The 17,721-nt window shown below is 68.6% G+C and carries 15 protein-coding genes; 5 read left to right on the top strand and 10 right to left on the bottom strand.

Going from position 1 to position 17,721, the window contains the following annotated elements; all coding sequences use genetic code 11:
- Window positions 1–24: 24 nt before the first annotated feature.
- The 3 genes from pmbA to K343_RS0119835 are packed head-to-tail and all read right to left on the bottom strand — an operon-like array spanning window position 25 to window position 3,135.
- Window positions 25–1,389 (bottom strand): metalloprotease PmbA, encoded by a 1,365-nt coding sequence (gene pmbA / locus K343_RS0119845; RefSeq protein ID WP_154662664.1) that lies wholly within the window; start codon window positions 1,387–1,389, stop codon window positions 25–27.
- Window positions 1,390–1,393: 4 nt separating this feature from the next.
- Window positions 1,394–2,071 (bottom strand): N-acetylmuramate alpha-1-phosphate uridylyltransferase MurU, encoded by a 678-nt coding sequence (murU, locus tag K343_RS0119840; protein WP_051278762.1) that lies wholly within the window; start codon window positions 2,069–2,071, stop codon window positions 1,394–1,396.
- A 41-nt stretch (window positions 2,072–2,112) separates the two neighbouring features.
- Window positions 2,113–3,135, bottom strand: coding sequence for an aminoglycoside phosphotransferase family protein (locus tag K343_RS0119835; RefSeq protein WP_028009544.1), 1,023 nt, complete (start codon window positions 3,133–3,135; stop codon window positions 2,113–2,115).
- A 174-nt stretch (window positions 3,136–3,309) separates the two neighbouring features.
- Here K343_RS0119835 and K343_RS0119830 point away from each other — a divergent pair, with 174 nt between their 5' ends.
- The 5 genes from K343_RS0119830 to K343_RS0119810 all read left to right on the top strand — a co-directional run bounded on the left by K343_RS0119830 (window position 3,310) and on the right by K343_RS0119810 (window position 9,222).
- Window positions 3,310–5,478, top strand: a complete 2,169-nt coding sequence (locus tag K343_RS0119830) for an LPS-assembly protein LptD (protein ID WP_028009543.1) — start codon at window positions 3,310–3,312, stop codon at window positions 5,476–5,478.
- An 85-nt stretch (window positions 5,479–5,563) separates the two neighbouring features.
- On the top strand, window positions 5,564–6,901 hold the full coding sequence (locus K343_RS0119825) for a peptidylprolyl isomerase (RefSeq protein ID WP_028009542.1): 1,338 nt from the start codon (window positions 5,564–5,566) through the stop codon (window positions 6,899–6,901).
- 26 nt (window positions 6,902–6,927) lie between these two features.
- Window positions 6,928–7,920 (top strand): 4-hydroxythreonine-4-phosphate dehydrogenase PdxA, encoded by a 993-nt coding sequence (gene pdxA / locus K343_RS0119820; RefSeq protein ID WP_028009541.1) that lies wholly within the window; start codon window positions 6,928–6,930, stop codon window positions 7,918–7,920.
- Window positions 7,917–8,732: a 16S rRNA (adenine(1518)-N(6)/adenine(1519)-N(6))-dimethyltransferase RsmA gene (rsmA, locus tag K343_RS0119815; protein WP_028009540.1), complete on the top strand. Its 816-nt coding sequence runs from the start codon at window positions 7,917–7,919 to the stop codon at window positions 8,730–8,732. The genes pdxA and rsmA overlap by 4 nt, the downstream gene beginning before the upstream one ends.
- 61 nt (window positions 8,733–8,793) lie before the next feature.
- On the top strand, window positions 8,794–9,222 hold the full coding sequence (locus K343_RS0119810) for a universal stress protein (RefSeq protein WP_028009539.1): 429 nt from the start codon (window positions 8,794–8,796) through the stop codon (window positions 9,220–9,222).
- 18 nt (window positions 9,223–9,240) lie between these two features.
- Here the strand turns inward: K343_RS0119810 and K343_RS0119805 are convergent, their stop codons facing one another.
- The 7 genes from K343_RS0119805 to K343_RS0119775 all read right to left on the bottom strand — a co-directional run bounded on the left by K343_RS0119805 (window position 9,241) and on the right by K343_RS0119775 (window position 17,697).
- Window positions 9,241–12,027, bottom strand: coding sequence for a sensor domain-containing protein (locus K343_RS0119805; protein WP_161628930.1), 2,787 nt, complete (start codon window positions 12,025–12,027; stop codon window positions 9,241–9,243).
- Between the two features lie 329 nt (window positions 12,028–12,356).
- Window positions 12,357–12,695: a DUF3613 domain-containing protein gene (locus K343_RS23750; protein ID WP_051278747.1), complete on the bottom strand. Its 339-nt coding sequence runs from the start codon at window positions 12,693–12,695 to the stop codon at window positions 12,357–12,359.
- Window positions 12,692–13,348 (bottom strand): tetratricopeptide repeat protein, encoded by a 657-nt coding sequence (locus K343_RS23010; RefSeq protein WP_051278746.1) that lies wholly within the window; start codon window positions 13,346–13,348, stop codon window positions 12,692–12,694. The genes K343_RS23750 and K343_RS23010 overlap by 4 nt, the downstream gene beginning before the upstream one ends.
- A gap of 40 nt (window positions 13,349–13,388) precedes the next feature.
- Window positions 13,389–14,330 (bottom strand): type II secretion system F family protein, encoded by a 942-nt coding sequence (locus tag K343_RS0119790; protein ID WP_028009537.1) that lies wholly within the window; start codon window positions 14,328–14,330, stop codon window positions 13,389–13,391.
- Window positions 14,330–15,259, bottom strand: coding sequence for a type II secretion system F family protein (locus K343_RS0119785; RefSeq protein WP_028009536.1), 930 nt, complete (start codon window positions 15,257–15,259; stop codon window positions 14,330–14,332). The genes K343_RS0119790 and K343_RS0119785 overlap by 1 nt, the downstream gene beginning before the upstream one ends.
- Complete coding sequence (locus K343_RS0119780) at window positions 15,256–16,482, bottom strand: TadA family conjugal transfer-associated ATPase (protein WP_028009535.1); 1,227 nt, start codon at window positions 16,480–16,482, stop codon at window positions 15,256–15,258. The genes K343_RS0119785 and K343_RS0119780 overlap by 4 nt, the downstream gene beginning before the upstream one ends.
- A 27-nt stretch (window positions 16,483–16,509) precedes the next feature.
- On the bottom strand, window positions 16,510–17,697 hold the full coding sequence (locus K343_RS0119775; RefSeq protein WP_028009534.1) for a CpaE/TadZ family protein: 1,188 nt from the start codon (window positions 17,695–17,697) through the stop codon (window positions 16,510–16,512).
- Window positions 17,698–17,721 lie beyond the last annotated feature (24 nt).

Genomic DNA, 17,721 nt, shown 5'->3' with positions numbered 1-17,721 from the left:
CCGCGGCGGGCACCGGCACGCCCGTCAGTGCCCGGCGATCGTCATGCCGTCGATCAGCACCGAGCCGGTGCGGATGCCGGCATGCGGATCGACATCGCGGCCGACGGCCACGACGCCGCGGAACATCTCGGCGAGATTGCCGGCAATCGTCAGCTCGTCGACCGGATAGGCGATCTCGCCGTTCTCGATCCAGAATCCGGCCGCGCCGCGCGAATAGTCGCCGCTGACCAGATTGGCGCCGTGACCGAGCAGCTCGGTGACGAGCAGACCCTCGCGCATTTCCAGCAGCAGCCCGGGCAGATCGAACGCGCCCGGCTCGACGACGAGGTTGAACACGCCGCCGGCATTGCCGGTCGTCTGCAGGCCGAGCTTGCGCGCCGAGTAGCTCGACAGCAGCCAGCCTTCGAGGCGGCCCTGCTCGACCAGCGTCCGCTCGCGCGTGGCGACGCCCTCGTGGTCGTACGCGGCGCTCGCCGCGCCGCGCCGCAGCTGCGGTTGCTGGCGCAACGTGACGGCGCGCGAGAACACGGTTTCGCCGAGCTTGTCGACCAGGAAACTGGCCTTGCGATACAGCGCGCCGCCGGAGATCGCGCCGGTGAAATGACCCCAGAAGCCGCGCGCCAGCTCCGGCGGCAGCAGCACCGGCGCGCGCCGGGTCGCCAGCTTGCGCGCGCCGAGGCGCGCCGCCGCACGGCGGCCGGCCTTGTCGCCGATCGCCTCCGGCGTCATCAGCTCGCCCGGCACGCGGGCGTTGCTGTACCAGTAGTCGCGCTGCATGTCCTCGCCGGCGCTGGCGACGACCGCACAGCTGAGGCTGTGCTGCGTACCGCGCCGCGCACCGAAAAAGCCATGCGTGTTCGCGTAGGCGGAGATGCCGCGATGGCTCGACACGCTGGCGCCCTCGCTGCCGGTGATGCGCGGATCGGCGGCGAATGCGGCGGCCTCGCAGGCACGCGCCAGATCGACGGCCGCCTCGGCCGACAGATCCCAGGGATGATCGAGATCGAGGTCCGGGAACTCGCGCGCCATCAGCGCCGGATCGGCCAGGCCGTTGCAGGGGTCCTCGCCGGTCGCGGCGGCGATCGCCAGCGCCGCGTCGACCGCCTGCGCGATGCCGGCGTCGCTCCAGTCGCCGGTCGTCGCATGGCCCTTGCGCTGGCCGATGTAGACCGTCAGGCCGAGCTCGCGGTCCTGCTGGAACTCCAGGCTCTCGACTTCCTTCTGGCGGACGTTGACGGTCAGGCCGCGGCTCGCCGAAACGCTGGCTTCGGCGGCGCTCGCACCGCCGCGGCGCGCATGGGACAGGGCCACGTCGAGGCGCGCCTGCAGCAGCTCGGCAGACGGCAGACCGGAATCGGCGGCGGGCATCGGACTCGGATTCATGCTCATGGTCTCAAGGCTTATGGGCGGCGGGCCCGGTCTGCAAGGGGGGCGCCAGCAGGGCCTGCAGCGCCTGCAGGCGTTCGGGGGTGCCGACGTCCGACCACAGGCCGGCGTGCAGCTCGGCACTGACGCGGCCCTGGCGCGCCGCCGCACGCAGCAGCGGTGCCAGCGGAAACGCGCCGGCGTCCGGAGCCTCGTCGAGCAGGCGCGGGTCGATGATCGAAAGGCCGCTGAAGGTCAGCCGCGCCGCGCCCGGCGGTTCGACGAGCTTGCCGTCGGCGAGCGTGAAATCACCGCGCGGATGGTGGGCCGGATTCGGCACCAGCACCAGGTGCGCCCGGCACGCATCCGGCCAGTCCCGGGCCCGGGCCAGCAGCGCCGGCCAGGCGTAGTCCGTGTAGACATCGCCGTTGACGAGCAGGAACGGCCGCTCGCCGAGCAGCGGTAGCGCGCGGCGCAAGGCGCCGCCGGTCTCCAGCGCCGGCCAGCCTTCGTCGGAGTAAGCGATGCGCAGGCCGTAACGGGAACCGTCGCCGAGCCGCCCGGCGATGCGCGCGCCGAGCCAGCCGAGGTTGACGACGGCCTCGCGCACGCCGGCCGCGGCCAGTCCGCGCAGCTGATGTTCGATCAGGGCCTGACCGCCCGCTTCGAGCAGCGGCTTGGGCGTCTCATCGGTCAGCGGCCGCATGCGTTCGCCGCGGCCGGCGGCGAGGATGAAGGCGCGTACCGTCACGCGGCGGCGCCGTCGTGCAGGCCGAGCTCGTCGAACAGGCGCAGCAACGGCGCCAGCTCGCGGTAACGCTGCGCGACGTCGCGCACGTAGCCGATGAAGCGCGGCACGTCGGCCAGGTAGTGCGCCTTGCCGTCGCGATAGTGAATGCGGGCGAAGATGCCGATGACCTTGAGGTGACGCTGCACGCCCATCCAGTCGAACTGGCGCGCGAACTCGGCCTCGTCGGCGACCGGCAGGCCGGCCCGGCGCGCGCGCTCGGCATAGAGCCGGCGCCAGCGCTCGACGCGCTCGGCCGGCCAGCTCAGGAAGGCATCCTTGAACAGCGAGACGACGTCGTAGGTCAGCGGCCCCTCGACGGCGTCCTGAAAGTCGAGGATGCCCGGGTTCGGGGCCGACACCATCAGGTTGCGCGGCATGTAGTCGCGATGCACGTAGACGCGCGGCTGGGCCAGCGCCGAGTCGACCAGCAGACGCTCGATGCCTTCGAGCGCGGCGGCCTGCTCGATGCGGGTCGCGGTCTGCAGGTGGCGGGCGACATACCAGTCCGGGAACAGCTGCAGCTCGCGCCGCAGCAGGTCCGCGTCGTACGGCGGCAACACGCCCGGGCGGCTGGCGAGCTGCCAGCGGATCAGGGCGTCGATCGCATCCTCCATCAGGGCGTCGGCGTCGACCTGCGCTCCGCCCTCGCGAATCCGCTGCAGATAGGTCTGGCGGCCGAGGTCGGTCAGCAGCAGATAGCCGGACGCGAGGTCCCGGGCGACGATGCGCGGCACGTGCAGGCCGGCCTCGTGCAGCAGCTGCGCCACCTGAATGAACGGCGTGCAGTCTTCGCGCGCCGGCGGCGCATCCATCAGCACCCAGCTGTCGGCGCCGGATTCGAGGCGGAAATAGCGCCGGAAGCTGGCGTCGGCGGAGGCCGGCGCGAAGCGGGCATCGGCGAGCCCGAGCTGGCGCAGCGCCCAGTCGCGGCCGGCGGCGGCGCGGGCATCGAGTTCGACAACGGGGGGCGTATTGGACAAGGCGGGGCCGGGGCGGGACGAGACGGGCGCCGCAGCTTAACCGAACGGCCGTGCCGCCGACGATTGCACCGGGCGCAAACGTCCGCCGATACTTGCGCCCCGATCCCCGAAACCGGCCCACCTTTGTTCCTTTCCCAGCGTCCGTTCGCCTTCCTGCTCGGGTTCTGCTGCGCCATGGCCGCACCGGCGCACGCGCAGAGCACGCTGCCGACCCGTTCGGACTACACGCGCGACCGGCACGACCTGATGCCGTCGACCTGCCCGCAGATCAGCGACACGCTGCCGCCGCTGGAGCCGGCAACCGACGACAAGATCCGCATGACGGCCGATCAGGTCGACCTGCAGCAGGAAGGCCTGTCGAAGCTGCTCGGCTCGGTCAAGCTGCGCCAGGGCGACAAGGAGATCAGCGCCGACCAGCTCGACTACGATGCGGCGCAGAAGCGCGTCATCATCAACAACGAATCGCTGTTCCGCAGCCAGGACGTGGTCGTCGATTCGCAGCGCGCGCAGTTCGACCTCGACGACCAGACCGGCATCTTCAGCGACAACGCCTTCACGCTGACCGCGCGCGTCGCGCGCGGCAACGCCCGCGAGCTGCAGGTCAACGCCGACAAGACGGCGTCGATGCAGGAGGCGACCTATACCAGCTGCGCGCCCGGCGACGACAGCTGGTATCTGGAGGCGAGCAAGATCAAGCTCGACTACGACGCCGGCCTGGGCAGCGCCAGCAACGCGCGCCTGCGCTTCCTCGGCGTGCCGATCTTCTACTCGCCGTGGCTGCAGTTCCCGATCGACGACCGTCGCCGCACCGGCCTGCTGTACCCGATCGTCGCCGACACCAAGAAGACCGGCCTCGATATCCGCCAGCCGCTGTACATCAACCTCGCCGAGAACTACGACCTGACGTTCACGCCGCGCTACATGTCCAAGCGCGGCACGCAGCTCGATCTCGCCGGCCGCTACCTGTTCGAGCAGTCCGAGGGCAATCTCGGCTACGAATACCTCGACAAGGACGATGTCACCGGCGAGAAGCGCGATTACGTGTCGTTCGAGCATCGCGGCCTGCTGAACCAGCGCATGAGCATGGCGCTGCACTACGCCAACGTCAGCGACCCGGCCTATTTCGAGGACCTCGGCGGCAACGTCGACCTGAGCTCGATCTCGTTCCTCGACCGCAGCGCGCGCCTGACCTACCAGTCGCCGGCCGAGTATTCGATCCAGGCCTTGGTGCAGGACTACCAGAAGATCAACAGCAACATCACCTCGCTCGAAGAACCGTACCGGCGCCTGCCGCAGGTGCTGGTCAACGCGCAGACGCGCAACACCTATCTCTATACGCGCGCCGGTTTCACCGGCGAGTACAGCAACTTCGCCCGCGCCGACTCGGTGCAGGGCCAGCGCATCGACCTCGATCCGTACCTGAGGATCGAGCGCGACACCATCGCCTGGTTCAGCAAGGCGCAGCTGGACTTCCACTACACCGCCTACGAGCTGACCGACACAACGGCCGGACAGTCGAACTCGCCGGACCGCGCGCTGCCGATGTTCAGCACCGAATACGGCCTGCGCTTCGAACGCATGCTCGCCGACGGCACGCCGCAGCTGCTCGAACCGCGGCTCTTCTACCTGTACGTGCCCTACGAGAGCCAGAGCGATCTGCCGGTGTTCGACAGCGGCGAGCCGGACTTCGACTTCACGCAGCTGTTCGCGCGCAACCGCTTCTCCGGCCTCGACCGCATCTCGGATGCCAACGAGCTGACGCTGGCGCTGACCGGCCGCCAGCTCGATCCGGACACCGGCGCGGTCAAGGCTTCGGTGGCGATCGGCCAGCTTTACCGCTTCGAGGCGCCGCGCGTGACCCTGCCGGACGCGGCCGCCCCGGACAAGGGTGCGACCGACTTCATCGGCGAATTCGACTACAACCTGTCGCAGAACTGGGGCACCCGCCTGCTCGCGCAGTGGTCGCCAGAGCAGAACGAATTCAGCCGCACCGGCATCGCCGTGCGCTACCGCGACGATCACCGGCGCCTGTTCGAGGCCGCCTACCGCTACCGCCGCGACCAGCTCGAGCAGACCGATCTGGTGATGATGACGCCGATCTACAAGGCGATCAGCGCCGCCGGGCGCTGGCGTTACTCGGTCAGCGACGCCAAGACGCTCGATACCTACGTCGGCCTGCGCTACGACACCTGCTGCTGGGCGATCGACGTCGCCGCGCGGCGCTACATTTCCGACTCGCGCGGCACCTTCAACACCGGCATCTACGCCCAGCTCGAACTCAAGGGCCTGGGCCAGATCGGCTCCGGTTTCCCGAACCTTCGCGTCGATGACGATGTCTACTAGGACCGGCAGTAGGTATCGCCGCCGGCTCTGGGCGATAATCCCCGACTTGCGTTCCCATTCCGTCTTTCCAGCCAACGGTCCCACCATGCCGTCGCGTCCCATTCCGCTGCGCCTTGTGTTCTCGTTCCTGCTGTCGCTTGCCGCCGCGCTGGCGCTCGCGCCGGCCGCCCACGCCGCGTCCCAGGACCTCGACCGCATCATCGTCGTCGTCAACGACGGCGTGATCCTGCAGAGCGAACTCGATCAGGCGATGGACGACGCGCGCCTGCAGATCAGCAAGCGCGGCCTGTCGTCGCCGCCCGAGGCGGCGCTGCGCGCGCAGGTGCTCGAGCGTCTGATCCTGACGCGGGTACAGACCCAGCGCGCCACGCAGGCCGGCATCCGCATCGACGACCGCGAGCTCAACGAAGTGCTGACCAGCATCGCCAAGCAGAACGGCCTGAGCCTGGCGGCCTTCGCCGAGGCGGTGCGCAGCGAGGGCCTGGACTATCTCAATCTGCGCGAGCAGATCCGCGACGAGGTGACGCTGCAGCGCCTGCGCAATCGCGAAGTCGACAGCCGCGTCGTCGTCACCGAACAGGACGTCGATGCCTTCCTGGCCAGCGAAGGCGCCAACAGCGACAAGGAATACCGCCTGTCGCACATCCTGATCGCCGTGCCGGACGGCGCCAGCCAGCAGGTCCGCGACCAGGCGCGCGCCAAGATCGCCGACCTGCTCAAGCGCATCCGCGCCGGCGAGGATTTCGCGCAGCTGGCGATCGCCAACTCCAACGGCCAGCAGGCCCTGCAGGGCGGCGATCTCGACTGGCGCAAGGGCGGCGACCTGCCGAGCGCGTTCGCCAGCGCCGCCGGCAAGCTCAAGGTCGGCGAGACCAGCGAGGTCTTCGAGACCGGCAGCGGCTATCACCTCATCAAGCTGGCCGACATGCGCGGCGGCGACGAGCGCAAGACCGTCACCGAAACGCACGCCCGTCACATCCTGATCCAGACCAACGCGATCCGCGACGACGAACAGGCCCGCGCCCAGGCGCGCGAGCTGTATACCCGGCTGCAGGCCGGCGAGGACTTCGCCAAGCTCGCCAAGGAGTACTCGGACGACCCGGGCTCCAAGAACAGCGGCGGCGACCTCGGCTTCCAGCCGCCCGGCGTGTTCGTGCCGGAATTCCAGTCGCGTCTCGACCAGCTCAAGCCGGACGAGATCTCGCCGCCGTTCCGCACCCAGTTCGGCTGGCACATCGCGCAGCTGCTCGAACGCCGCGAGCGCGACATCACCGAAGAGCAGAAGCGCGCCCGCGCGCGCACCGCGATCGGCACGCGCAAGGCCGCCGAGGAATACGACATCTGGCTGCGCCGCCTGCGCAACGAGGCTTACATCGAGTACCGCGTGCCCGCGGATGCCGAAGCCGCCGCGCAGCTGTCGTAAACGACGCGCCCGCGCCCCGACCCGCCATGAAACCGCCGCCGCGCATCGTCCTGACGCCGGGCGAGCCGGCCGGCATCGGCCCCGACCTCGCCTGTGCGATCGCGCAGGCGTCGTGGCCGGCCGAACTGGTCGCCGTCGCCGATCCGGCGCTGCTGCAGGAGCGCGCCGCGGCGCTGCAACTGCCGCTGCATCTCGAAACCGTCGACTTGTCGGCACCGCCGCGGCTGCGCCCGGCCGGCGCGCTGGCGGTGCTGCCCGTCGCGCGCGCCGCACCGACCGCGGCCGGCCGGCTCGATCCGCGCAACGCCACCTACGTGCTGGAAACGCTGCGCCGCGCCGCCGACGCCTGCTGCGCCGGCCAGGCCGGCGCGCTCGTCACCGGCCCGGTGCAGAAGAGCGCCATCAACGACGCCGGCGTGCCCTTCAGCGGCCACACCGAGTTTCTGGCCGAGCGCTGCGGCGCGGCGCTGCCGGTGATGATGCTGGCGACCGGCGGCGACCGGCCGTTGCGCGTGGCACTGGTCACCACGCACCTGCCGCTGCGCGCAGTCGCCGACGCGATCAGCGCTGAGCGCGTGCTGGCGACGCTGCGCATCCTGGCTCACGATCTGCACACGCGCTTCGGCATCGCGGCACCGCGCATCCTGGTCTGCGGGCTCAATCCGCACGCCGGCGAGTCCGGACATCTGGGCCGCGAGGAGATCGAGCGCATCGAGCCGGCGCTGGCCGCGGCGCGAGCCGAAGGCATCGGCGCGCGCGGGCCGCTGCCGGCCGACACCTTGTTCACCCCGCAGCACCTCACCGGCGCCGACGCCGTGCTGGCGATGTACCACGACCAGGGACTGCCGGTGCTCAAGTACGCCGGCTTCGGCACCGCCATCAACATCACGCTCGGCCTGCCGATCGTGCGCACCTCGGTCGACCACGGCACGGCGCTCGACCTCGCCGGCAGCGGCCGCGCCGACGCCGGCAGCCTGCGCGCCGCGCTGCGCCTGGCCATCGAACTCGCCACGCGATGAACGAACACGCCCCGCACCAGGCCAAGAAGCGCTTCGGCCAGAACTTCCTGCACGATCCGCAGGTCATCGCCCGCATCCTGCGCGCCATCCATCCGCAGGCCGACGACGTGCTCGTCGAGATCGGCCCCGGCCTCGGCGCGCTGACCGTGCCGCTGCTCGAAAAGACCGGCCGGCTTCATGTCGTCGAGATCGACCGCGACGTGATCCCGCACCTGCTCGAAGCGACCGGCCACGCGCCGGGCCTGCAGATCACCCAGGCCGACGCGCTGACGGTCGACTACCGGCAATTCGCCGAACCCGGCAAGCGCCTGCGCCTGATCGGCAACCTGCCGTACAACATCTCGACGCCGATCCTGTTCCACCTGCTCGAACAGGCCGACGCGATCACCGACATGCATTTCATGCTGCAGAAGGAAGTCGTCGAGCGCATGTGCGCCGAGCCCGGCGGCGAGCACTACGGTCGCCTGACGGTCGCGCTCGCCGCGCGCTGCGAGGTGGCGCACCTGTTCAACGTCGGGCCGGGCGCGTTCCGGCCGGCACCGAAGGTGGACTCGGCGATCGTGCGCCTGCGCCCGCGCACGCCGGAATACGCGATCGACGATCTGGCGCTGTTCGACCGCGTCGTCGCCGCCGCCTTCTCGCAGCGCCGCAAGACGCTCGCCAACGCGCTCAAGGGCGTCGCCGATGCCGCGACCATCACCGCGGCCGGCATCGAGCCGGCGATCCGCGCCGAGCGCCTGCATGCGCGCGACTTCGCACGCCTGGCCAACCTGCTGCACGCGAGAGCCTCGGCACCGTCCGCCGCCGGTTGACGCCGGCGGCTGCCGCGCGATACTGCGGTCTCACCCGAGTGTTCACGCCCCGGAGTCGCGCATGAGCCTGTACCGCCACATCCTTGCCGCAGTGGCCCTCGATCCGAGCGGGCGCGCCGTGCTGGCACGCGCGCAGGCGCTGGCCCAGCACTTCGGAGCCCATCTGTCGGTGCTGCACGTCGTCGAGTACATCCCGATCGAAAGCGGCGAGCTGCTGATGAGCGCGCCGGTCGACCTGACGCAGCAGCTCGAAGAACAGTCGCGTCACCAGCTCGAAGCGCTGTGCGCGGAATTCTCGATCCCGGCCGCTGATCTACATACCGCCAGCGGGCCGGTGACGCCGCAGATCCAGCAGCTCGCCGAATCGCTGCAGATCGATCTGATCGTGCTCGGCCACCATCCGCGGCACGGCCTCGCCGCCTGGTTCAGCCACACCGAGGAAAACGTGGTCACGCGTGCGCACTGCGACGTGCTCGCACTGCACGTCTGAGGCGACCGCGCGGAAGTTTCAGAGCGGCTGCACTTCGCGGTCTTCGAGCCAGCCGATCGCCTCGGCGGCTTCCATCGGCGCACGCACGGCTTCGCCGCCGAACCAGCGGCATCCCGCTTCGCGCCAGCGCGCGTGCTGGCTCTCGTCGACCTGCATCGCGATCAGCAGAAGCCCGCGTGCTTGCGCCGTCGCCGTCGCCATGTCCGCCGCGTCGGTCAAGGTATCGGAAGCCAGCAGCAGCCGGATCGGCAACGGACCGAAGTCCGGCAGCGGCAGATTGAAGTCGCGCAGCGCCAGGCGCAGACCACGCCCGATCAGGGCGGCGGCATCGGCATGCAGCGTCGCTGCGTCGAGCACGCCGTCGGGATTCAGCGCCAGGATCAGGCGGTCGGCCGCCACGTCGTAGCGCCGCACCAGCTCGTCGACATGGCGCGCGAATTCGCCGCTGCGCAGCTGCCAGCCGGACACGTCGATGATGAACGGCAGCGCCGGCAGGCCGTGACGGCGGGCGCTGAGATGATGCTCGCAGGCGTGCGTGATCTGCCACAGTTCGAGATCGCCGATCAGGCCGGCGCGAGCCGCGGCGCGCAGCAGCTCGTCCTGCGCGATACGACCGAAGCGCGGGTGCTGCCAGTACAGTGAAGCGCGAATCGCCTTGACCGCGCCATGCTCGATATCGAGCACCGGCTCCATGAGCAAATGCAGCTGGTTGAGCGCGACCGCTGCATGAATCTCGCGCTCGAGGTCGAGGCGGCGGCGGCGGTCGGCGTCGATCTCGGTGGAGAAGATCCGGTAGCAGCCTCGTCCCGCCTGCTTGGCCTCGTACATCGCGGCGTCGGCATGGCGCAGCAAACCCTCGGCGTCGCTCTCGTCGAGCGGATAGAGCGTGACGCCGATGCTCAGCCGCATCTGGATGCGATGTCCGGGGATGTCGAGTGGATGCGCGAACCGGTCGAGCAGCTTTTGCGCGAGCTGCGCGGCGTCCTCGATCGAGCGCAGGCCCGGCGCGACGATCACGAACTCGTCGCCGGCCAGACGCGCAACGGTGTCGGATTCGCGCAGCGCCGCGCGGAGGCGGTCGGCGGTCGCCTTCAGCACCAGATCCCCGGCCTCGTGGCCGTGCCGGTCGTTGATCTCCTTGAAACGGTCGAGATCGAGGAACAGCACGCCGAGCGCACGCGCGCCGCGCTGCTGGGCGGCGAGCCAGGCCTGCTGCAGGCGATCCTGCAGCATCGCGCGATTCGGCAGCCCGGTCAGCACGTCGTAATGCGCCAGTTGCTGCAGTCTCTGCTCGACCTCGATGCGCTCGCTGATGTCGACGGCGATCGCCATGAAGACCGGCGGCTCCTCGTCGCGCGAGAAGTTGAGCCTCACCTCGACCGGATAGCTGCTGCCGTCGGCGCGGCGATGCCGGCAGCGGTAGATCAGGTGGTCGTGCTCGCCGCCGCGCAGCTGCAGCAGATACTGGCGGAACACGGCTTCATCGAGCTGCTCGCTGATATCGAGCGGCGTCATGCGCAGCAGTGCCTCGATGCGAAAGCCGAGGTTGCGCCGCGCGCCGCGATTGACGTCGAGCAAGGCCAGCGTCTGCGCGTCGAAGATGTAGACCTCCTCGACCGCGGCGTCGAGCAGGCGGCCGAGACGGCTGGCAAGGTTCTCGCCACGCAGGCGCTCGCTGATGTCGCGCACGATGACGACCAGCCCCGACGATTGCTCGACCTGCAGCGGCTGCACCCAGATCTCGACCGGGAACGTGGTGGCGTCCTTGCGCCAGCCGACGATCTTCGGCAGCGCCGCGTCGCTGCGCTGCGCGGCCGTGCCGACGTAGTCGGTGATGCGAATACCCGGCGTGTTGAGGAACGGCACCGGCATCAGCTTGGTGATCGTGAAGCCCTGCAGTTCGTCACGGGCGTAACCGAACATGCGTTCGGCGCGCGCGTTGGCAAAGCGGACGACGCCCGACGGATCGGTCATCAGCACGCCTTCCTCGAGATGATCGACGACCGCCTGCGACAATTGCGCCTCGTGCCTGAGCGCGTCCAGTTCGGCCGCGTGCCGTGTCACGTCGCGGCACAGCATGGCGACGCCGTCGACGCTGCCGTCGCGGTTGCGGATCACGCATGCAAGCAGCTCGACGGGCCGCCGCATGCCATCACGGGCGCGCAGCCAGGCGCTTTGCGCGGGAATATCGCCGCCACGCTGCAGCGCCAGCTCGAGCGCGCTCTGCAGCGGCGCGTCGTGGCGATCGTTGAGGTGGAAGACCGAATACGCCATGCGCCCGCGCGCCGCCGCGAGCGGCCAGCCGCTCAGGCGCTCGGCAGTGGCATTCAGATAGCGGATGCGGCCGTCGCGGTCGGCGGTGACCATGCCGTAGCCGAGCGCGTCCATGACCGTGCCGGCGCGCTCGCGGAACAACTCGGCTGCAGTCGCCGCGTCGATCATCGCGCTCGGCGCTCCCGGGGCATGCGGATCAGCGCGGCGCATCCACTCCGGACGGCGCGCCTGACGCCGCAGCAGCCACCACCAGATCGGCGCCAGCAAACCGCCCAGCAACAGCAAGGCATAGCCGGTCGCACGCAGCCGGGCAACGGCGTCGTCGTGGATCGCCGCCGCTTCGGAAGGAATCAGGTCGAACTCGGCACGACCCAGCACGCGGCCATCTTCGGTCTGGATCAGCGCGCTGGCGCGCACGGCGCGCACGCGATACAGCCAGTCCTCGATGGCGGCGCCGAATGCCCCCGACAGTTTCAGGTCGTCATAGCGCCCGGCGCGCGCGAGCAGCAGGCCGTCGGCGTCGAGCACCACCAGCCGGCAAAGCCCCCAGCGGCGCGCTCCCTCGCCACCCTGGGCCGTAAGCGCTCGCGCAAGGCGTCCGATCTCCGCGGCGGAGCGTCGGCTTCGCTGCAGCTCCGACCGCAACGCATCCGGAACGGCCGCCGCCGCCAAGGTCCGCGCGGCGCGCGCCTGCAAGCCGCCGCCGTACGCGAGACAGGAAAAGCCGAGCGCCAGCAGGAGCACGGCTTGCAGCAGCAGCAGACCATATGCCGCCTGACGTCGCGGCCAGCGCTTGCCGGCATCGGTCGTGCGCATCGTTCAACACAGCGCCCACAGCGACGCGGCCGCCGATTCGTGCATCAAGACCCGCCGCCGCCGCCGCTTTCCACGAAGCTGTCGCGCTTGAACTCCTCGGGAATCGGGTGCTTGAAGCTGTTGACGTAGCGCTGGTAGACCTGCTCGGCAATCTCGCCGGGTACCGGGCGCAAATCCGGCGTCTGCGCGGCGGCGTCCTTCTGCATGGCCAGCCAGGAGCGCGTGTCGCCCCCGATCTGCGGCAATGGAGCCGCCTCGGCGACGGGCTGGGCCGCTGCCGGCGCCGCTGCCGTGTCATCCGGCGCCGGCACCGCGTCCTGCGCAAAAGCAGCCGACATGGCGCAAGTCAGCGCAGCGCCGATCCACGCGAGCTTCTTCTTCATTTCCTCACTCCTGAGCCCGCGGCGCGGGCCTGCAAAGCCTGCGCATCGCTGCGCAGGCGGGCAACGGTTTCGGGCGCGATGCCCGCCTGGTCGATGACGCGCTGCACGCCTTCCTCGTCACGCGTCACCATCAACAGCAGTACGAGATTGTTGCGTGCCTTGTCGTTGGCCGGGTCGAGCTCGACGGCCGTCGACAGCTCCGGCATCGCCTCCGCATAACGACCCGCCCGCAATAGCGCATAGCCGAGATCGTTGCGCACCCTGGCATCGGTCGGCGCGCGCGCTGCCGCCTCGCGCAGATACTGAATCGAAGTGGCCAGATTGCGCGGCGCGTAGAGCAGGCCGAGCCCATGATAGGCGTCGCCGGCCAGACGGCCCCTGAGCAGTTCGCGGTAGAGCTTTTCCGCCGCCGCATCCTCGCCGAGCTGACGCCGCGCCTCCGCCTCGAGGTAACGCAGTTCGTCGCTGTTGCCACTGCTGCGCTGCTGCTGCTGGATATGGGCGAGCGCCGCGTAGTACTGCTCCTGATCGAGCATCTTGCGGATCAGGTCGACGTGCATGGACTTGTCGGTGGATTCGAGTTCCTCGGGCGTATTCGGCGATGCCGCGTTCGTGCGGCCGAAGCCGCCGGCGCAGCCGGCGAGCAGCACCACAAGCACTCCACCTGACAGGAGCTTTAACCACGGCAGTCGATTACCGAGCATTGATATCGGTTAACGCAGTGATAATGGAAAGAAATGCCGGACCGGCGACGAAGATCATCAAGGCTGGAAAGAAGAACAACACCATGACCACCGTCATGCGTCCGGACATCAGGTTGACCTTCTCGCGGATCTCGTAGCCGCGACGCTCCTCGATCACCTGCAGCGTTTCGAGCAGCGGCTCGCGCAGCTCGCCGCCGTAGCGATCGACCTGACGCAGCACCCCCAACACCGTCGTCAGGTCCTCGACGCCCAGCGCTGCGCCAAGGTTCTTGAGCGCGTCTCCGGCCTCGGCACCGGCCTCAACCTGTCGCAAAACCAGATCCAACTCCCCACCCAGCTCGGGCAACACGCCCCCGCTTTCACGAACGATGCTCGCCAGCGCCTGGCGAGTCGACAAACCGGACTCGAACAGCAGCACCAGAAGATGAATGAATAGCGGAACTTCGTGCTGTACCTTTTTCCGCCGCCCTTCGGCGACAGAGCGCAATATCCAGCGAGGAGCCAGAAAGCTCAGGATTGCGGCAATAACACCCAGCAGAAGCCCACTCAAGGCCCGTTGCGGCGAGTCGCTGAATGTCCAGAATGCAGCAACGCCAGCGAACAGCACCACAGGCAGAGCTGCCTGAAATGCGTACCAGAACAGGCGCGCCTTGGTCGAACGCCAACCGGCCTGAATGATGAGCTGCGCACTTTCTCCCTCGGTGTCGACCATCTGCTCGATGGCCTTGCCGCTGCGCGCCATGCTCTCGATGATCGGCGCGTTGCCGGTGGCATTGAAATCGCGCGAAGCCGCCGCCGCCTGCGGATCGAGGCGGCGGCGCACCGCCGATTCCTCACGCGTACGTACCAGCAGGTACGCGAGCGCCGCCAGAGCCAGCACGCAAACGATGATCGCCGCGGCGATAACCGTCGCGAAGAGCGTCGGACTCATCAGGCATCCTCCGTCGATTTCATCATGCGCCAGATCACCAGCACACCCACAATTTGCAGGATGACCGAGCCCGCGAGCAGACCTCGTCCGCTCGTCTCTGCCCACATCTGCACGTAGTAGTGCGGGTTCTGCCAGACGATGTAGAACATCAGCGCGACCGGAATGAACGCAAGCACCAGCGCCGAAAAGCGCGTTTCGGCCGTCAGCGCACGCAGCTCGCGGGCCGCATTCTCTCGCGCCCGAATGCCCGCAATCAGGCTGCGCAACACATTGCGCAGCGAACCGCCGAACTTGCGGTTGATCGACGCAGCCAGCGCCATGATCTTGAGATCGCGCAGCTGGTGGATTTCGGCCGTTTCCATCAGGACCGCTTCCAGCGGAGCGCCGAGACGTACCTGGCGCCCGATGCTGACGAACAGCGGCTTGATCGGGTCCGGCGCCTCGCGGCTGGCCGAGGATAAAGCCTCGTCGAGCGTGTTGCCGGCGGCGAGCACGCGAATCGTGTTCTCAAGAAAGGCCGGGAGCTGTTCGATGATCTTGGCGCGCCGGCGCGCGGCCTTCTGCACCAGCAGGAACCAGCCGATCACCAGCAGCATGGCGACCAGCGCCAATCCCGCCAGCAGCCCGAACGCGAGCAGCGCCAGCGGAACCAGCAGGACAAGCGCGATCAGAATGCGCAGCACCGCCGTCGGCGTCAGCTCCACGCCTGTGCGCCAGATCAGGTGGCAAGCCCAACGCAGAACCGGATTGCGAATCTGGCGCGCGGCATCCATCTGCACGAGCGTACTCGCGGCCTCCTCGCCGCCACCGAGCACGCGCAGGCGCAGGCCGACGTCTTCCTGGCGCTCGCGCTCCGATGCCCGCAGGACCAGCACGACGGCTGCGGCGAACAGCACCACTGCGAATAACAGGACGATGACCAGGCTCATGTATGTTCCCCGCGCAGATCGAGATGTTCGCCGCGCTCGCTGTCGTAGCGGAAGATGTCGCGCATGACCAGCTCATGCCCCGACAAGCCGGCAATCTCGGTCACCGACATCACCCGACGCTCGCCCCCCTTGAGTCGGCTGACGTGGACGATCAGCTGGATCGCCGCGGCGATCTGGCCACGAAACGTCAGCTCGCTGCCGGTATAGCCCGCGAATCCGGCGAGCAGTTCGAGACGATGGATCGCATCGCGCGTCGAATTGGCGTGCAGCGTGGTCATCGATCCGTCGTGACCAGTGTTCATTGCCTGCAGCATGTCCAGCACCTCGTCGCCGCGCACCTCGCCGACGACGATGCGATCCGGGCGCATGCGCAAAGCGTTGCGGACCAGGTCGCGGGCACTGACGGCGCGCTCGCCCTCCAGGTTCGGCGGCCGCGTCTCCAACCGCACGACGTGTCCGTGATCGAAGCGCAGCTCCGCCGCATCCTCGATGGTGACGACGCGCTCGTCGGCCGGAATCCACTGCGACAGCAGATTGAGGAAGGTGGTCTTGCCCGAACCGGTACCACCGACGACGATGAGATTGGTGCGCCCGGCCACGCGCTGCTTGAGATAGTCGAGCTCGGCCGGGCTAATCGTGCCGTAACGCAGCAAATCATCGGCCGACAACGGGGTCTTGCGGAACTTGCGGATCGAGATACAGGGGCCGTCGAGCGCGATCGGCGGAATGATGGCGTTGACGCGTGAACCGTCCGGTAAGCGGGCGTCGACCATCGGCGTCGACTCGTCGACGCGACGCCCGATCGGCGCCAGGATGCGCTGGATCACGCGGATCACGTGCGAATCGTTGAAGAAGCGCACCGGCACGCTGTAGAGACGTCCGGCCCGCTCGACGAAAACCCGGTTCGGTCCGTTGACGACGATATCGTTGACGCTGTCGTCGTCGATGAGATTCTGGATGGGCCCGTAGCCCATCAGCTCGTCCTTGGCGTCCCGCGCGAGCGCCTCGGATTCGCGCTGATTGATCGGCAGGCGCTGATCGACGACATAGCGACGGATCTGTTCGAGCACGAAGCGCTCGATCTGATCCGTGTCCCACTGGTCGATGTCGAGATTGCGCTCGTCGATCTGCTGGATCAGGTGCCGGTGAAAGCTGTTCTTCAGCTGCAGGTACTGATCCGACAGCCGGAAGCGGGCGACCTGCGCGTCCGGTGTCGTGCTCATGCTGGTGCGATCCGAATGCCCCACGACCTAGCCGAACAGCCGGGCAAGTCCGGCCTTCGGTGCCTCCATGCGCTCCTGCGAGCCAAGCAGGGCCGATGCAAGCGCGCGCATATCGGTGCAGAACGGCTCTTTCGGCGCGACGCTGAACATCGGCTCGCCGGCATTCATGGCCTGCACGCGACCGTGCCCGACGCTCGCCGACAGGCGCCCGTACAGCGGAAGGTCAAGGATCTCGGCGAGATTCTCGGGCTCCAGCCCGAGACGCTTGCGATAGTGGTCGACCAGCAGGGCGGTACGGTCGAGCGGACAATCGTCGAGGCGCAGCGCGCGCAGCAGGTATTTGCTGTGACGCGACTTGATGATCGACTGATCGGACAGCAACAGCGAGCGCTCCGCCTGCCCGAGAACGCCGGTGAGGCAATCGATCGGCCAGTGCGCGTCGAAAGCCACCACCACGCAGCCGAACAGGCCGCGAACCACTTGCAGCAACTTCAGGAAATCATCGAACACAAACTGCGGACGGCCGATCAGGTCCTCCGGCAGGCTCAGCAGGTAAAGACCGCTGGCGTGGCGCGAGAACGCCGTATCGACCAGCGTCTGGTCACAGCGATAGACGTCGTTGACCGCATCGAGCAGGCTGTACGATTGGCTGATGTTGAGAAAGATCGCTGCGGCTCCGGGCGGCGTCGCGATGTCGATCAGCAGCGTCGGCTCGCTCTTCGGCAGTTGCGCGGCGCAGGCCAGCGCAAGATGCTCGGCGACGAAGGCGATCGAGTCGTTCGGCTGGCTCGCGAACACGCTGAACAGCCGGCCCTGTTTCTGCTGGGCGCGCGTGACCGTCTGGCTGCGTCGCAGCAGCTTGGACAGCAGGGCGGCCACGTCGGCCTCGTCGCGCCGCAGCACGAAGAAGTCGCGCGCGCCGGCACGCATCGCCGCCAGCACCACGTCCGGGTTGCTGTCGGCGCCGAGGCCGGCGACGGCGACATCCGGCATGCGCTCGACCAGACGCTCCATCATCGACAGGCGTGCATCGAGATTGGCACGCTCGAACTGGAAGAAGGCGGCATCGACCCGCCCCATCATCTGCACGCGCTCGATCAGATCTTCGGCATCGAGCGGCCGGATCAGCGAGAACTCGGCGTTGGCCCCGGCGGCGTTCTCGAGCCAGCTCAGATAGACGGGATCGTCGGCGACGACGACAGCCTGCGTTTTCATTGTCTCTTCCGTGAGCGAAGGTCA

The sequence above is a fragment of the Solimonas flava DSM 18980 genome (genome assembly GCF_000426685.1).
Classification (GTDB): Bacteria; Pseudomonadota; Gammaproteobacteria; order Nevskiales; family Nevskiaceae; genus Solimonas; species Solimonas flava.
Note: the sequence above shows the minus strand (reverse complement) of the source record. Positions and strands in the feature narration are given on the sequence as shown.

Bases quoted from the DNA above. Each gene is read 5' to 3' on its own strand.
- pmbA (WP_154662664.1), bottom strand. From the start codon at position 1,389: ATGAGCATGAATCCGAGTCCGATGCCCGCCGCCGATTCCGGTCTGCCG.
- murU (WP_051278762.1), bottom strand. From the start codon at position 2,071: ATGCGGCCGCTGACCGATGAGACGCCCAAGCCGCTGCTCGAAGCGGGC.
- K343_RS0119830 (WP_028009543.1), top strand. From the start codon at position 3,310: ATGGCCGCACCGGCGCACGCGCAGAGCACGCTGCCGACCCGTTCGGAC.
- K343_RS0119825 (WP_028009542.1), top strand. From the start codon at position 5,564: ATGCCGTCGCGTCCCATTCCGCTGCGCCTTGTGTTCTCGTTCCTGCTG.
- pdxA (WP_028009541.1), top strand. From the start codon at position 6,928: ATGAAACCGCCGCCGCGCATCGTCCTGACGCCGGGCGAGCCGGCCGGC.
- rsmA (WP_028009540.1), top strand. From the start codon at position 7,917: ATGAACGAACACGCCCCGCACCAGGCCAAGAAGCGCTTCGGCCAGAAC.
- K343_RS0119810 (WP_028009539.1), top strand. From the start codon at position 8,794: ATGAGCCTGTACCGCCACATCCTTGCCGCAGTGGCCCTCGATCCGAGC.
- K343_RS23750 (WP_051278747.1), bottom strand. From the start codon at position 12,695: ATGAAGAAGAAGCTCGCGTGGATCGGCGCTGCGCTGACTTGCGCCATG.
- K343_RS0119790 (WP_028009537.1), bottom strand. From the start codon at position 14,330: ATGAGTCCGACGCTCTTCGCGACGGTTATCGCCGCGGCGATCATCGTT.
- K343_RS0119785 (WP_028009536.1), bottom strand. From the start codon at position 15,259: ATGAGCCTGGTCATCGTCCTGTTATTCGCAGTGGTGCTGTTCGCCGCA.
- K343_RS0119780 (WP_028009535.1), bottom strand. From the start codon at position 16,482: ATGAGCACGACACCGGACGCGCAGGTCGCCCGCTTCCGGCTGTCGGAT.
- K343_RS0119775 (WP_028009534.1), bottom strand. From the start codon at position 17,697: ATGAAAACGCAGGCTGTCGTCGTCGCCGACGATCCCGTCTATCTGAGC.